This is a genomic window from Klenkia soli, assembly GCF_900103975.1.
Taxonomy (GTDB): Bacteria; Actinomycetota; Actinomycetes; order Mycobacteriales; family Geodermatophilaceae; genus Klenkia; species Klenkia soli.
Genome location: NZ_FNIR01000005.1, coordinates 127,120 through 141,730 on the forward strand (window position 1 = coordinate 127,120; position 14,611 = coordinate 141,730).

Annotated in this window: 14 protein-coding genes; 4 read left to right on the forward strand and 10 right to left on the reverse strand. The window is 75.8% G+C overall.

The features are described from left to right. Positions 1-23: 23 nt before the first annotated feature. Positions 24-755 (forward strand): hypothetical protein, encoded by a 732-nt coding sequence (locus BLS67_RS24060; protein WP_207500436.1) that lies wholly within the window; start codon positions 24-26, stop codon positions 753-755. 24 nt (positions 756-779) lie between these two features. Here the strand turns inward: BLS67_RS24060 and purH are convergent, their stop codons facing one another. The 4 genes from purH to eno are packed head-to-tail and all read right to left on the reverse strand — an operon-like array spanning position 780 to position 4,834. Next, positions 780-2,330: a bifunctional phosphoribosylaminoimidazolecarboxamide formyltransferase/IMP cyclohydrolase gene (gene purH / locus BLS67_RS09200; protein WP_091243583.1), complete on the reverse strand. Its 1,551-nt coding sequence runs from the start codon at positions 2,328-2,330 to the stop codon at positions 780-782. Next, on the reverse strand, positions 2,327-2,986 hold the full coding sequence (purN, locus tag BLS67_RS09205; protein ID WP_091243587.1) for a phosphoribosylglycinamide formyltransferase: 660 nt from the start codon (positions 2,984-2,986) through the stop codon (positions 2,327-2,329). The genes purH and purN overlap by 4 nt, the downstream gene beginning before the upstream one ends. Further along, complete coding sequence (locus tag BLS67_RS09210; RefSeq protein WP_091243590.1) at positions 2,983-3,534, reverse strand: septum formation initiator family protein; 552 nt, start codon at positions 3,532-3,534, stop codon at positions 2,983-2,985. Before BLS67_RS09210 ends, purN begins: the two co-directional genes overlap by 4 nt. 16 nt (positions 3,535-3,550) lie before the next feature. Further along, the gene (gene eno / locus BLS67_RS09215; RefSeq protein WP_091243594.1) at positions 3,551-4,834 is read right to left on the reverse strand and encodes a phosphopyruvate hydratase; all 1,284 of its coding nucleotides are present in this window, start codon (positions 4,832-4,834) and stop codon (positions 3,551-3,553) included. A gap of 53 nt (positions 4,835-4,887) precedes the next feature. Between eno and BLS67_RS09220 the strand changes: the two genes are divergently transcribed. Then, a complete protein-coding gene (locus BLS67_RS09220) occupies positions 4,888-5,877 on the forward strand; it encodes a hypothetical protein (RefSeq protein ID WP_091243597.1) in 990 nt (329 codons plus the stop codon). On the opposite strand, the gene BLS67_RS09225 is transcribed toward BLS67_RS09220, so the two are convergent. Together BLS67_RS09225 and BLS67_RS09230 are read right to left on the reverse strand one after the other, a co-directional pair. Further along, positions 5,868-6,758, reverse strand: coding sequence for a nucleoside triphosphate pyrophosphohydrolase (locus tag BLS67_RS09225; RefSeq protein ID WP_091243600.1), 891 nt, complete (start codon positions 6,756-6,758; stop codon positions 5,868-5,870). The genes BLS67_RS09220 and BLS67_RS09225 overlap by 10 nt on opposite strands. A gap of 4 nt (positions 6,759-6,762) precedes the next feature. Further along, complete coding sequence (locus BLS67_RS09230; RefSeq protein ID WP_091243604.1) at positions 6,763-7,755, reverse strand: SurA N-terminal domain-containing protein; 993 nt, start codon at positions 7,753-7,755, stop codon at positions 6,763-6,765. Between the two features lie 165 nt (positions 7,756-7,920). Between BLS67_RS09230 and BLS67_RS09235 the strand changes: the two genes are divergently transcribed. Further along, positions 7,921-8,805, forward strand: a complete 885-nt coding sequence (locus BLS67_RS09235; protein ID WP_091243609.1) for a class I SAM-dependent methyltransferase — start codon at positions 7,921-7,923, stop codon at positions 8,803-8,805. On the opposite strand, the gene BLS67_RS09240 is transcribed toward BLS67_RS09235, so the two are convergent. Both BLS67_RS09240 and wecB read right to left on the reverse strand, forming a co-directional pair. Further along, positions 8,774-9,619, reverse strand: coding sequence for a hypothetical protein (locus BLS67_RS09240; RefSeq protein ID WP_207500438.1), 846 nt, complete (start codon positions 9,617-9,619; stop codon positions 8,774-8,776). The two genes, BLS67_RS09235 and BLS67_RS09240, sit on opposite strands and share 32 nt — an antisense overlap. Next, positions 9,601-10,698, reverse strand: coding sequence for a non-hydrolyzing UDP-N-acetylglucosamine 2-epimerase (gene wecB, locus BLS67_RS09245; protein WP_091243613.1), 1,098 nt, complete (start codon positions 10,696-10,698; stop codon positions 9,601-9,603). The genes BLS67_RS09240 and wecB overlap by 19 nt, the downstream gene beginning before the upstream one ends. Positions 10,699-10,803: 105 nt before the next feature. Here wecB and BLS67_RS09250 point away from each other — a divergent pair, with 105 nt between their 5' ends. After that, positions 10,804-12,192 carry a sugar transferase gene (locus BLS67_RS09250; RefSeq protein WP_165617532.1) on the forward strand — a complete coding sequence of 463 codons (1,389 nt, stop codon included), beginning with the start codon at positions 10,804-10,806 and terminating at the stop codon, positions 12,190-12,192. A gap of 5 nt (positions 12,193-12,197) precedes the next feature. Here BLS67_RS09250 and BLS67_RS09255 read toward each other — a convergent pair whose 3' ends face one another. Continuing rightward, positions 12,198-13,211, reverse strand: a complete 1,014-nt coding sequence (locus BLS67_RS09255) for a polysaccharide deacetylase family protein (protein WP_091243620.1) — start codon at positions 13,209-13,211, stop codon at positions 12,198-12,200. Then, positions 13,208-14,539 carry an FAD-dependent oxidoreductase gene (locus BLS67_RS09260; RefSeq protein ID WP_091243644.1) on the reverse strand — a complete coding sequence of 444 codons (1,332 nt, stop codon included), beginning with the start codon at positions 14,537-14,539 and terminating at the stop codon, positions 13,208-13,210. The genes BLS67_RS09255 and BLS67_RS09260 overlap by 4 nt, the downstream gene beginning before the upstream one ends. Positions 14,540-14,611: the final 72 nt, after the last annotated feature.

Below are 14,611 nucleotides of genomic sequence, written 5' to 3' on the forward strand. Positions count from 1 at the left end.
CGGTCAGTGCCCGAGGAGGACCCGTGAGCGAGCCCGAGCAGACCGCCGACGACCGCACCCGGGTGTTCCGCGCCCCGGACGACACGCCGGACGCCGCCCCGCGGACCACCCCGCCCGCGGACCCGGCCGACCAGCAGGCCACCGCCGTCCACCCGGTGGCCCCGACCGCGCGGCACGACACCGCGCCGGAGCCGGTGCGCAGCGTCGCGGCCGCCGACGGCCCCGGCTACGGCGTCGACCGGCCCGCCCCCGAGACGTGGCGGCCGCCGGTCGACCCGGCCACGACCGCGCCGGCGTGGTCCACGAAGCCGGTCGCCGTGCGTCGGGCCGACACGTTCGGGGCGCTGTGCCTCCTGCTGGCCGGGGTCGCCGCCGCGCTGAGCCTGGTGCTGCCGTGGACCCCGCAGGGCCCGACCGGCCTGGACCTCGCCCGCGACGTGGTCGACCAGGCAGGCACCGACTGGACGGGGTTGTTCGACCGCGGGCTCTGGCAGCCGGGAGCCGTGCTGGCCGGTGGCGCGGTGCTGTTCGTGCTGGGGCTCCTCCTGCTGGTGCCGGCCCGCGCCCACCGCACCCTCGGCGTGCTGGCCCTCGTCGTCGCCGGCGTGGTGGTGGCCGCCGTGCTGGTGCCCGCCCACGCCCGGGACTGGCAGCTGGCCGACTTCGACCTGGGCTACTTCTTCGCCCTCGGCGTCGCGGGCCTCGGCCTGCTCGGCGCCCTCAAGGCCCTCCTCACCGGCCCCAAGGTCCGCTGACGGCCCCACGGGAGCGTGCGCGCGTCAGTGGGCGAAGTGGCGGGTGCCGGTGAGGTAGAGCGCGATGCCGGCCTCGGCCGCGGCGGCCACGACCTCCTCGTCGCGCACCGATCCGCCGGGCTGCACGACCGCGGTGACCCCGGCGTCCAGCAGCACCTGCAGCCCGTCGGCGAACGGGAAGAACGCATCGGAGGCCGCGACCGACCCGGCGGCCCGCTCACCCGCCCGCTGCACGGCCAGCCGGGCGGCGTCCACCCGGTTGACCTGGCCCATGCCCACGCCGACGGTGGCGCCGTCGGCGGCCAGCAGGATCGCGTTGGACTTGACCGCCCGCACCGACCGCCAGGCGAAGACCAGGTCGTCGAGGGTGGCGGCGTCGACCGGCGAGCCGGTGGCCAGCGTCCACGTGGTGGGGTCGTCGCCGTCGGCGGACACCTGGTCCACCTGCTGCACGAGCACGCCACCGCTGATCGGCCGGAACTCGACCGGGTCGGGCGCGGACTCGGTGGGCATGCGCAGCAGCCGGACGTTCTTCTTGCGGGTCAGCACCTCGACCGCGTCGGCGGTGAAGGAGGGGGCGACGACGACCTCGGTGAACACCTCGGCGATCTGCTCGGCGGTCGAGAGGTCGACCTCGCGGTTGGCCGCGATCACGCCGCCGAAGGCCGAGACCGGGTCGCAGGCGTGCGCCCTGCGGTGGGCCTGGGCGAGGTCGGTGCCGACGGCGATGCCGCAGGGGTTGGCGTGCTTGATGATCGCCACGCAGGGGGCCTCGTGGTCGTGCGCGGCCCGCCAGGCGGCGTCGGTGTCGACGTAGTTGTTGTAGCTCATCGCCTTGCCGTGCAGCTGCTCGGCGTGCGCCAGGCCGGGCCGCCAGTGCCGGTACAGCGCGGCGCCCTGGTGCGGGTTCTCGCCGTAGCGGAGCACGTCGGCCCGCTCCCACGACGCGGCGGTCCAGGCCGGGAACCCGGTCTCGTCGGGTGCGACCACGCTGCCCAGCCACGAGGCCACGGCGATGTCGTAGGAGGCGGTGTGCCGGAAGGCGTCGGTGGCCAGCCGCTGGCGCTGGACCAGCGTCGTCCCGCCCTCGCGCACCGCGGCGAGCACGTCGGCGTACCGGCCGGGGTCGACGACGACCGCGACCGACGGGTGGTTCTTGGCCGCGGCCCGCACCATCGCCGGGCCGCCGATGTCGATCTGCTCGATGCACTCGTCGGGGGTGGCACCGGAGGCGACCGTCTCGCGGAACGGGTACAGGTTGACCACCACGAGGTCGAAGGCGGCGATGCCCAGCTCGTCGAGCTGCCGGACGTGGTCGGGCTTGCGCCGGTCGGCCAGGATCCCGGCGTGCACGCCCGGGTGCAGGGTCTTGACCCGGCCGTCCAGGCACTCGGGGAAGCCGGTGACCTCCTCGACGGGGGTGACCGGGATGCCGGCCTCGGCGATGCGGCGCGCGGTGGCGCCGGTGCTCACCAGCTGGACCCCGGCGTCGGCCAGCCCGCGGGCCAGCTCCTCGATGCCGGTCTTGTCGTAGACGCCCAGCAGGGCCCGCTGGACGGGGGTGCGATCGGTCATGGGGTGCCGCTCCTCGAGCTGGTGAGGGAGACCAGGGTGTCGACGAGCAGCGTGCGCTCGGCGACCTTGATCCGTTCGTGCAGGTGGGTCTCGTCGTCGCCGGGCAGGACCGGGACGGAGGTCTGGGCCAGCACCGGGCCGGTGTCCAGGCCCTCGTCCACCAGGTGGACGGTCGCGCCGGTGGTGCGCACGCCGGCGGCCAGTGCGTCGCGGACGGCGTGGGCCCCGGGGAAGGCCGGCAGCAGCGCGGGGTGGGTGTTGACGACGCGCCCCCCGAACCGGGCGAGGACGGCGGGACCCAGCAGCTTCATGAACCCGGCGCTGACCACCCAGTCCGGCTCGTGGGCGGCGATCGCCGTGGCCAGGGCGACGTCCCAGGAGCCCCGGTCGGGGTGGTCGCGCAGCGGCAGCACGAAGGTCGGCAACCCGAGCTCACGCGGTGCGGCCAGGCCGGGGGCCTCGCGGTCGGCACCGACGGCGACCACGGTGAACGCGGTCTGCTGGGCGGCCAGGAGGGCGGCGCACAGCGACCCGGTGCCGGACAGGAGCACCACCACCCGGGCCACACCCGAGGTGACCTGCTGGAACGGCTCCCTCGCAGGGGCCCGCGGCGCGCGGAGCGTGCCGTGGGGGGCGAGGGGGTCCTTCGGCTTCATCCGTCGGCGGTGGCGACGGACTCGAGGAGGCCGTCGTACCAGGGGACGTCGGGGGTGTCCTGGTCGGCCACGCCGGGGGTCTGCGCGGGCGCCTCGCCCTCGACCACCGTGCCGTCGGCGACGATGACCAGCCGGTCGCCGGGCAGCACGAAGTTCAACCGGGCCAGCGCCTGCTGGCGGAGGTAGGCGGGGTCGGACTGCCGGTCGAGCTCGGCCTGCAGCTGCTGCTCGCGCAGGGACAGGGCCTGGTTGTCGGCCGCCAGCTGGGCCAGCTCCTGCCGGCCGGCGACGAAGGACCGGACGGGTCCGGCCAGGGTGAGGGCCAGCAGGAGGACCAGGACGCCGAGCAGCACGGCCCGGCCGGTGACCAGCGGGCTGCGGCCCAGCACGGCCGTCGTGCGGGCCGGGCGCCGGGTCCGCCGGCGTCCCTGCCGGGCATCGGCGGCGCCCCGCCCGCCGGGAGCAGCCGGCCGGGCCGCCGTTCGACGGCGGGCCGAACCACGACCGCCCCCGCCGGGGGCCGTGCCCCGGCGGGGGCGGTCGTTCACCACGTCGAGCGCCCGGTCAGGACGCCGGGGTCAGCCGCGGGAAGGCGGCTGCACCGGCGTAGCGAGCGGCGTCGTCCAGCTCCTCCTCGATGCGGAGCAGCTGGTTGTACTTGGCCACGCGCTCGGAGCGGGCCGGGGCGCCGGTCTTGATCTGCCCGCAGTCGGTGGCGACGGCGAGGTCGGCGATCGTGGTGTCCTCGGTCTCGCCCGAGCGGTGGCTCATCATGCAGCGGTAGCCCGAGCGGTGCGCCAGGTTGACCGCGTCGAGGGTCTCGGTGAGCGTGCCGATCTGGTTCACCTTGACCAGCAGCGCGTTGGCCGCGCCCTGGGCGATGCCGTCGGCCAGCCGCACGGGGTTGGTGACGAAGAGGTCGTCGCCGACGATCTGCACGCGGTCGCCGATGGCGGCGGTCAGGTCGACCCAGCCCTCCCAGTCCTCCTCGGACAGCGGGTCCTCGATCGAGACGATCGGGTAGGCGTCGAGCAGCCCGGCGTAGTACTCGGTGAGGTCACCGGCGGTGAGGGTCTTGCCCTCGAAGGCGTAGCCGTCGGCCGAGTGGAACTCGGTGGCCGCGACGTCCAGGGCGAAGGCGATGTCGGTGCCCGGGGTGTACCCGGCCTTCTCGACGGCCTCGGTGATGAGGTCCAGGGCGTCGCGGTTGCTGGGCAGCGACGGGGCGAAGCCGCCCTCGTCGCCCAGGCCGGTGGACAGCCCGCGCTTCTTCAGCACCGCCTTGAGCGCGTGGTAGACCTCGGCACCGGTGGCCAGGGCCTCGGCGAAGGTGGCCGCCCCGATGGGGGCGATCATGAACTCCTGGACGTCGACGTTGGAGTCGGCGTGGGCGCCGCCGTTGACGATGTTCATCATCGGCACCGGGAGCACGTGCGCCGAGGGCCCGCCGACGTAGCGGAACAGCGGGAGCCCGGAGGACTCGGCCGCCGCCTTCGCCACGGCGAGGCTGACGCCGAGGATCGCGTTGGCGCCCAGGCGGGACTTGTCGGGGGTGCCGTCGAGGTCGATGAGGGCCTGGTCGACCAGCCGCTGCTCGGTGGCCTCGAAGCCCACGAGCTCGGGGCCGATGACGTCCAGGACGCCGTCGACGGCCTTGGTCACGCCCTTGCCGAGGTAGCGGTCACCGCCGTCGCGGAGCTCCACCGCCTCGAAGGCGCCGGTGGAGGCGCCGCTGGGCACCGCCGCCCGGGTGATCGTCCCGTCGTCGAGTGCTACCTCGACCTCGACGGTGGGGTTTCCGCGCGAGTCGAGGATCTCTCGCGCGCCTACGGCTTCGATGCTGGCCACGAGGAGGAGCCTATCGGGGCGGGGCCGCCCGCGGTGCGGGAGCATGGGCGGCGATGACCGAGCCCCCGACCAGGCCCCCGACCAGGCCCTCGACCGGCCCCTCGACCGGCCCTCCGCCGTCCCGCCCGCACACCCGGGCCCGCACCCAGCTGCTGCTCGGGCTGGTGCCGGTGCTGGTGGTCGGCGTGGCGCTGCTGGTCGTGCTGGCCCTGCGGCTGGGCACCACCCAGGAACCGCTGGCCCGGGCCACCGGCACGGCCACCGCGACCGTCGAGTCGGTGCAGGACCGCGAGGTCGAGGTGGCGTTCACCGACGCCGACGGCCGCGACCGGCAGGGCCGCCTCGAGCTGCGCGAAGCCGTCGACGTCCCGACCGGTGCCGAGATCGCCGTGCAGTACGCGCCGTCCGACGACGGCCTGGTCTACGCCGACGGGGACGCCGCGCACGCGGCGGTGCAGGACGTGCTGTTCGGGCTGGTCGTGGTGGCGCTGGTGGTGGCCGCCGTCGTGGTGCTGACGGTGACCCGGGTGACGACCCGGCCCCGCCTGGCCCGCCGGCCGGCGACCACCGCGACCGCCACCCACCTCGTCGTCCGGCAGGGCCTGCTGGTGCGCAGCTGGCTCGAGCTGGGCACCGCGCGCGGGGTGCGCTGGCTGCCCGTGCACTGGGCGCCGGAGCTGGACCGGATGCGGGCGGACACCGCCATCACGGTGCACGGCGACCCGGCCGTCGCCGCCCGGGTCCTGCCCGTGGTCGACGGCCAGCAGCTCTGGCCGTCGGGCCGGTCCCGCCGCTCGGCCCCGCGCGGCGACGTGCGGCAGGCACCGGTCGACCCCGCCGCGACGGAGGTGGGCATGGCCCGCCAGCTGCGCGGCGACGCCGTGGCCCTGGCCCTCGCCCCGGTCGTCGGCCTGCTGTGGGCCTACGTCGACGGCAGCGGTCCGGCCGGCTTCGCAGTCGCCACGGCGCTGGCCGCCGTCGTCCTGCTCTGGGTGCCGCAGCTGCTGGGTTCCTCCCCGGCCGCGGCGCGGGATCAGGGCTGAGCGGCCGCCGCAGCCGCGTCGAGGTCGGCGGCGTACCCGCGGACGGCGGTGCGCAGGGCGTCCTCGACGTCCCAGCCACGCTGGGCGGCCGCGGCGACCGTCGCCAGCAGCTGCTCCCCCAGCGCGGCCTGGTCGGCCACGGCGAGCTCGGCCGGCGGCGGCGTGGGCAACCCGGCCCGGCGGGCCCGTGAGACCAGCGCCGCGCCCCACGCGGCCGCCGACTGCGACGACGAGACCCCCTCGGTGGGCGAGCGCCGCTGCTTCTCGGCCTTCTTGATCGCCTCCCACCCGGCCTCGACGCCGGCGACGTCGAGCTCGCCCGCGTCGGCGAACACGTGCGGGTGCCGGCGGACGAGCTTGGCCACCAGCTCGGCGGCCACGTCGTCGACGTCGAAGCCCTGCGGCGACTCCGCGGCGACGCGGGCGTGGAAGGCGACCTGCAGCAGCACGTCGCCCAGCTCCTCGCGCATGGCCACCGGGTCCTCGTCGGTGATCGCGTCGTAGGCCTCGTGCGCCTCCTCCAGCAGGTAGCCGCGCAACGAGGCGTGGGTCTGCTCGGCGTCCCAGGGACACCCCCCGGGCGAGCGCAGCCGGTCCATGACGGCGACGACGTCCAGCAGCCGGGCGCCGACCGGCTCGGGTGCACCCACCACGACCTCGGCGTCACCGGCCTCCTCGGCGGTGAGCAGCAGGACGTCGTCGGGTCCCGCGTGCTCGGCACCGGGGACGTCGGTGACCGCCAGCCCGGCCGCCCGCAGGGACGCGGCCGTCGCCGCCGCCCCGGGCAGGGCCAGCACGGCGGGCGCGTCGGCGAGCACCCGCCAGGCGGCGGGACCGAGGAGTCCGGGCAGGCGGGGGCTGACCGTCAGGAGGAGGGGCACCCGATCAGTCTCCGGCAGCGGACCCGTCGGTCGTCCCCCCGCCGGACAGGATCTGCACCACGCCGCCGTCGCCGGCCACCACCGACCCGTCCTCCAGGGAGCCGTAGCGCGGGTTGACCGTGACGTCGAGCCCGGACTCGAGGTCGTCGACCACCGGCTGGGCGGCGTCGGAGGCGTCCTGCCGTGCCTGGCTGGTGAGGTCGGCCCGCAGGTCGTCGAGCGTCGGGAGCCCGACCTGGCCGACCACCACGCCACCGGTCTCGGCGACCGCGACGGTGAACACGCCCTCGGGCAGGGTGGCCTGCACCGGCTGGGCGAGCACCGAGGGCAGCTGGTCCGCCGTGCGCAGCTGCGGGGTGGTGAGGGTGTAGGTGCCGGCGTACTGGCCGGCCAGGGTGGCGTAGCTCGACGGGTCGGCGCGCAGCTGGGCGGCCACGGCGTCGGCGGTCGCCTGGTCGGGGACGGTGATGTAGCCCAGGTCGAACTGCTGCCCCGAGGTCTTCGCGTCCTCGTAGGCCGCCTGGATGCCGGCGTCGGTGAGGTCGGCGAGACCCTGCTCCTGCGCCAGCTCCTCGCGGACCAGCAGCTCGCGGATGATCTCGCGGGCGTCGTCGGGCACCAGGCCCTGCTGCTGGGCGAGCTGGGCGAACAGGGCGTCCTGGTCCTCCCCTGCCAGCAGCTCCTCGAGACGGGCGGCCACGTCGGCGTCGGTGACGGTGATGCCGTAGCGCTCCTCGACGGCGTCGTAGACCCGCTCGCCGATCATCAGGTTGAGCACCTGCCGGGCGAACCCGCCGTCGTCCAGCCCGGCCGCGTAGGTGGCGACGTCGTCGTCGGCCAGCCGCTCGGCGACGGCGGCCTGCAGCTGGGTGACCCCGACCTGCTCGTCGCCGACGTAGGCCGCGACGTCCGGGGACGTGCGGCAGCCGGCCAGGGCGGTGGAGCCCACCACGGCCAGGCCCAGGACCAGCAGGGACAGGATCGGACGTCGGCGCACGGGGTGACCTTCTCACGCCCGGGTGTGATCCACGGCGCAGCGGGCCACCCCGGACGAGCGAGGGGCGTCCTGCCGGCCGGCCCCCGGCCCTAGGCTCGCCGCAGAAGAGGAAGAGGTGGTCCACCCGATGGCTGGCACGGTGCTCACGACCCCGGCCGTGGATCGATGACCGCTGACGAGCGGTGCCCGTCCTGCGGGGCGACCGGCACGACCCTGCTGCGTGATCGCGACACCAGCGGCCACGGCTACGTCCGGTGCACCGGGTGCGGGTTGGGCCGCATCGACCCGCTGCCGGCGCCGACGGCGCTGGCCGCCGTCTACGACGAGGACTACTTCGTCGCCGGGGGCGCGCGCGGTGGCTACCAGGACTACGAGGCCGATGCCCGGGTCCACCGCCGCACGGCGCAGCGCCGGCTCGACCGGGTGGATCGGCACGCCGGCGCCCCCGTCGGCCGGCCGGTGCTGGTCGACGTCGGCGCCGCCACCGGGCACCTCGCGTCCGTCGCCGCGGCACGCGGGTGGGACCCCGTGGCCGTCGAGCCCTCGCGCTGGGCCGCCGAGCGCGCACGCGGCCGCGGGCTGACCGTCGTCCCGACGCTGGATGAGGTCGACCGCACCCCGGGGTCGGTCGACGTGGTGACCTTCTTCCAGTCCCTCGAGCACGTCCCCGACCCGGTGGCCGACCTGGCCCGGGCCGCGGAGCTGCTCCGCCCCGGTGGCTGGCTGGTGTGCGAGACGTGGGACCTGTCCAGCCGCACGGCGCGGGCCGCCGGGGCGGGGTGGCAGCAGCTGACCGCGCCCTCGGTCCTGTGGCTGCTGGACCCGCCCAGCGGGGCGCGGCTCGTCCGGGGGGCCGGGTTGGAACCGGTGTCCTGGCGGCGGAGCCCGAAGTCGGTGAGCCTGGCCACGGTGCTCGGTCAGCTCGCGTCCTCGGCACCGGCCGCGGTCGGCCGGGCCCTGCAGCGGGCCGTGCCGCTGACCAGCCGGGTGCCGGTGCCCTACCCGCTGGACGACCTGGTCACGTTCGTGGCCCGCCGCCCGCCGGGCTGAGCCGGCCGTCGGTCCGCTCCCCGCGCAGGAGCTGCAGCGCACCGGCCAGCGCCAGGCCGCACCCGACGACGGCGACCGGACCCCAGCCAGCCCGCATCCGCTCGTCGAGCAACCAGTGCCCCAAGGCGGCCGGCACCACGGTGCTGGTGACGTACATCGTGGCCAGCACGGGCACGGCCGGTGCCGCCGCCAGGCCCCGGGTGAGGTGCGCCTGGCCCAGCAGCAGACCGGCCGCCGTGACCGCCCCGACCACCCACACGAGCGCCGGCAGGTCCCAGAACCGCCACCAGTCGGCGGGCAGCCGCGAGACGACCGTGCGGGCACCCACCGCTGCCACGGAGAAGCCGACGCCGGCCAGCACGCCCAGCAGCCAGGCCCGGGGCGGCAGCAGCAGACCCGCCGCGGTGACCACCGCCAGACCGGCCGACCAGACCAGGACCGTCGACTCCCGCCCACCTGCCGGGCCGGGCACGGTCGCCGCCCCCAGGAGCGCCAGCCCGGCCACGGTCCCGACGAGGGCGAGGGCGTCGATGCGCGAGAACCGTCGGACGCCGGCGACCTGCTGCAGCACGGCGGTGACGGCGAGGGCGGCCACGACCGCGGACTGGACGACGAGCAGCGGCAGGTCGCGCCGGGCCACGAAGGCCAGCAGGAACCCGCCGCCCTGCAGGGCCGTGCCGGTCCACCAGGACGCCGACCGGAGCACCGGACCAGCCTCCTGCGCCCCGGCGCTGAGCCGGGAGCCGGCGACGCCGTAGCAGAGCACGGCGACCGCGAGGGCCACCACGCCGAGGATCACCGGGGCACCGGCCACCGGCGGTCGATCTCGGCGACGATCCGCGCGCTCGCGCTGTCGGTGCCGTAGGGCAGGGGGCGCACCGCCAGGTCCGCGGTCCACGAGGGGACGTCCGCCCAGGCCTGCTCGAGCACCCCGACCGGGTCGGCGTCGCCCAGCAGGCGGCACCACCCGTCGAGCAGCTCGGGGCGCTCGGTGCTGTTGCGCAGCACGACGAGGGGACGACGGAGCAGGCAGGCCTCCTCCTGCACGCCCCCGGAGTCGCTGACCAGGAGCCCGGCGGCGGCCTCGAGCGCCAGGAACTGGCGTGGACCCACCGGGTCGACGGTGCGCACGCCGGCCAGCCGGTCGGTCAGGTCGAACTCAGCCAGCCGGGCGCGGGTGTGCGGGTGCAGCGGCAGCACGACGGTCACCCTGCGGGCGAGGGCGGCCAGCCCGTCGGCCAGCGCCGCGAGGGTCCGCCGGTCGTCCACGTTGCTGGCCCGGTGCACGGTGGCCAGCGCGAAACCACCGCGCTCGAGCCCCAGGCCCCCCAGGAGGGTGTCGGCCTCACCCGTCCGCGGGACGAGATCGCTGAGCGCATCCGCCAGGGTGTTCCCCGTGACCTCGATGCGGTCGGCCGCCACCCCCTCCCGCTCCAGGCGGGCGGCGTTGGCCGCGATCGGCACGCAGCACAGGTCCGAGATGCGGTCGACGAGCAACCGGTTGCTCTCCTCGGGCATCGACCGGTCGTCGCTGCGCAGGCCGGCCTCGACGTGCACCAGCGGCGTGCCCGTGGCGTTGGCCGCCAACGCCCCGGCCAGGGTGGAGTTGGTGTCGCCCTGCACCACCACGGCGCGCACCGGGTGCTCGATCAGGAGGCGGGTCAGCAGCTCGGTGGCGCGCCCGATCTGCTCGCCCCGGCTGCGCCCGCCGACGGCGATGTGGTGCGCGATGGGCGGCATCGGCAGGTCGCCGACGACGTCGGCCCACAGGGTCGCGTCGTAGTGCTGGCCGGTGTGCACGACGACCGCCCGGTCACCCAGCGCGCGGGCGACGTAGGCCAGCTTCACGGCCTCCGGACGGGTGCCGACCACCACCGCCGTACCTGACGACATGCCATCCCCCATCCTGGTGACCCGGACCCGTGCTCGGCTCCGCTCCGCGGCTCGACCTGCCGACCATGCCACAGCCGACCCCCCCAACCCTGCGAGGACGCGTCCGTGACCGTGACCACCTCCGCCAGCGGCCCTGCCGCGGCGACGAGGCTCGCCCCGAGCTGGCTGGACCGCGTGTCCGGGGTGTCCCTCGCCCTGGCGGCGGCGGACGTCCTCACGGCGGCCGCCGTGCTGGTCGCCGCCGGGCACAGCACGGACGTCGCCGCGTTCGCCGTGGCCGTGGTGGCCCTCCGGCTCGGTGCGCGGCTGTACCGGGTCCGGCTGCGGCTGTCGTTCCTGGACGACGTCCCCCGTGCGCTGACCTCCACCGCGCTGGCCTCCCTCGTCGGTGTCGCGGCCGGGCACTGGCTCGTCCCCGGCACCGACGTCGTCCCGCGGGTGGGCTGGTCCGCGGCGGCCTTCCTGCTCGCCACGTCGGTCCTGCACGTCCTGGTCCTCTCGACCGGGCGCTGGGTCCGCCGGCACTGGGGCATCGGCGAGCGCACCCTCGTGCTGGGTGCCGGGCACGTCGGCGTGGAGTTGGCCACCACGATGCTCGAGCACCCGGAGTTCGGGCTCCGGCCGGTCGGTTTCCTCGACGGCGCACCCCTGGGGGCGTCCCCTCCCCTGCCGGTGCTGGGCACCTCCGTGGCGGACCTGGCCGGCATCATCGAGCAGTACGGCGTGCAGACCGTCGTCATGGCCTTCAGCTCCGACCGCGAGGCGAAGCTGATCGACGCGGTGATCGAGGGCACCCGCAACGGCACCGGCCTGCTGGTAGTCCCCCGGCTCTACGAGCTGCACCACGACGGGCCCGACGTCGAGCGGCTGCGCGGCTACCCGCTCATCCGCTTCCACGGCGACCCCGGCCGGCGTCCCACCTGGTGGGCCAAGCGCGGGTTCGACCTGCTGGTCGCGGCCACCGCCCTCGCCGTGCTGTCCCCCGTCCTGCTGCTGGCGGCCCTCGGCGTCCTGGCCGAGGGGGGCCGGCCGATCATCTTCCGGCAGGAACGGGTCGGCCTGGACGGCCGACCGTTCGACATCTACAAGTTCCGCAGCCTGCGGCCGGTCGACGAGGCGGAGTCCCAGCAGACCTGGACCATCGCCGACGACCCCCGGCTGGGCCCGGTGGGCCGCGTCCTGCGGCGGACCTCGGTCGACGAGCTCCCCCAGCTGTGGAACATCGTCCGCGGGGACATGAGCCTGGTCGGTCCCCGACCCGAGCGACCGGGCTTCGCCGCGGCCTTCGCGGTGGAGCACGCCCGGTACTGGGCCCGGCACCGGGTCCCGGTGGGGCTGACCGGCCTGGCCCAGGTCAACGGGCTGCGGGGCGACACCTCGATCGACGACCGCGCCCGCTTCGACAACTACTACATCGCCAACTGGTCGCTGTGGCTCGACGTGAAGATCATCCTGCTGACGGTGCGCGAGGTGTTCGGCGCCGGCGGTCGCTGACCCCGTCAGCGGCGGAGCAGCGCGCGCACCCGGGAGCTGGTGGACCCCGGTCCGGCCGTGTCGTGCCCGAGCACCGTGCCACCCACGGGCAGCGCGGCGGCGTGCGCCCGCGTCTGGCCGAGCGTCCAGTGCTTCGTCAGCGACCGCAGCAGGTGGTCCAGCACCCGGGCCTTCTCGGCAGCCGGGATCTGCATGCCGGGGAAGAACTCCAGGCCGGGGGCGTCCGCGGCGTCGAGCAGGTCCAACGGGTGCAGCAGCAGGCTGGGGGCGGTGCCGGTGAGCAGGCAGGCCCGGACCGCGGCGGCCACCATCAGCTTCGCCAGGCGGGGGTTGACCGAGTGGGCGTGCAGCACGTAGCTGGCGTGCACCGGCACTCGGGCCAGCGGCATCGTGGTGACCGGCAGCTCGGCCAACCCGGCCGCCGACGCCGGTCCGCGCACGTCCCAGCGGTAGGGCTTGACCGGCCGGAGCACCTCCGACGCCGACCCGAACAGGGCGACGCGCTGGTCGAGCTCCTCGGCCGGCAGCTGGGAGGTCTTGAAGTAGTAGGCGCGGGCCAGCGGGCCGATCCAGGTGGGCAGCGTGGTGGCGTCGTACTCGTAGCCGCGCTCGGCCAGCAGCTCCAGCAGCTCGGGGCTCAGGCTGTACCCGGGACCGCGGAACCCCACCGGCCGCGGCGCCCCGGCGTCGACCACCGCCTGCTCGGTGCGGTCGAGCTCCGCCTCCAGCTGCCCCCGGTCGTAGAGGTGCAGCCACGGCTCGTGCTCGTAGGAGTGGTTGGCGACCTCGTGCCCGGCGGCGGCCATCTCCGACACCAACCGCTGACCGTCCTCCTTCGCGGCGTCGTGCCCGACGACGAAGACGGTGCCGGTGATCCCGTGCCGGCCGTACAGGTCGAGCAGGCGCGGGCGGAGTGCGTCGAGGTAGCTGGGGCGCGCCTCCCACGTGCTGTCGCCGTGGGTCTTCAGGTAGGACCACAGGTTGTCGGCGTCCAGGCTGACGCTGCCCTGGCGGGTCATGGCGTGTCCTCTCGGGTGATCACGGCGACGGCCTCCTCGGCCAGGCGCAGGGTGGTCTCGACGTTGAGGGTGCCGCTGGTGACCTGGGCGCTGCTGGCCAGGTAGAGCCCGGGGACACCGGTCTCCACGGCCGGTGCACCCGGGTGGGACGGCGTCGGCACCGGCATGACGTAGCGCGCCGCGGCCGTGCGGGCGGTGACCACGTCGGCCGCCTGCAGGTCGGGGTACCGGGTCACGAGGTCGGCGACGAAGCGCTCGGCGACGACCTCGGGGTCCTCGTCGAACAGCGGGTCGTCGGGGGCGACGTAGCGCGGGAGGTAGACCAGGTGCAGACCGCCGGTCTCGGCCGGGCCGACCAGGTTGGTCATCTCCACGACCGCCGTGTACGGGGTCTCGTCGGTGACGTAGGTCAGGTACCCGCCGGTCAGCTGCCGGCGCAGCAGCACCGACACGCACACGCAGCCCAGGTACGGGATGGCGGCCAGCTGGGCGGTGAGCGCGGGGGGCAGCGGGGCGAGGGCGGCGGCCGCAGGGCCCGGGGTGCACAGCACCACGTCGTCGGCGGCGTGCTCGTCGCCGTCGGCCAGCCGCACGGTCCAGCGGGTGGCCTCCCCGGGGACGACGGCGGCGACGCGCGCGGAGGTGGCGACCTCGACGCCCCGGTCCCGGAGCCGGTCGGCCAACCGGCCCAGGACGGTGGCGTAGCCCCCCGTGACCTGGCCGAACCGGTCGCCCGACCCACCGGCCAACCGGGCCCGGACCAGCCGGGCGAACGTCGACCGGATGAACACCGAGCTGGCGGCGTCGGCGTGCACGCCGAGCTTGGCCCTCAGCAGCGGGGCCCAGAGGGTCTCGGCGGCCTGCGTGCCGGACCAGCGGGTCAGCCAGCGCGCGGTGGTGATCCGTCGGGCGGACGGTCGGCCCGCCGTCAGGGCACCCACGGCCATCGTGGCCAGGATGCGCAGCTTGGCGACCACGGTCAGCCCGGGCAGCGCGAAGAAGTCGACCACCGAGCTCATCGGCAGCACCCGGCCGCCGGCCAGCAGCTCGCTGCCCACCGCGCGGAAGGCGAGGCTGTCGGCCAGCTCCAGCTCGGCCAGCAGGGCCCGCACGCGGGTGTCCTGCTCCAGGACCACGTGGTAGAAGCGGTCCCAGACCACCGGCCCGTCCGGGGTCGCCAGCTGCCACGCCGAGGCCAGCCCGCCCAGCGACGGCGCGGCCTCCAGCAGGGTGACCTCGCGTCCGGCCGCGGCCAGCGCCCCGGCCACCGATGCGCCGAGCATGCCGCCGCCCACCACGACCGTGCGGGTCGGGGACTCCCCTGCCACCTGCTGACCACCTCCGTCGCGAGACCTCGGACGACCCTAGTGCCGGGCCGGCCCGGGAGGCCGCTGCGGCGG

Coding starts and splice junctions, on each gene's coding strand:
- BLS67_RS09220 (WP_091243597.1), top strand. CDS start 4,888: ATGACCGAGCCCCCGACCAGGCCCCCGACCAGGCCCTCGACCGGCCCC.
- BLS67_RS09235 (WP_091243609.1), top strand. CDS start 7,921: ATGACCGCTGACGAGCGGTGCCCGTCCTGCGGGGCGACCGGCACGACC.
- purH (WP_091243583.1), bottom strand. CDS start 2,330: ATGACCGATCGCACCCCCGTCCAGCGGGCCCTGCTGGGCGTCTACGAC.
- wecB (WP_091243613.1), bottom strand. CDS start 10,698: ATGTCGTCAGGTACGGCGGTGGTGGTCGGCACCCGTCCGGAGGCCGTG.
- BLS67_RS09255 (WP_091243620.1), bottom strand. CDS start 13,211: ATGACCCGCCAGGGCAGCGTCAGCCTGGACGCCGACAACCTGTGGTCC.
- purN (WP_091243587.1), bottom strand. CDS start 2,986: ATGAAGCCGAAGGACCCCCTCGCCCCCCACGGCACGCTCCGCGCGCCG.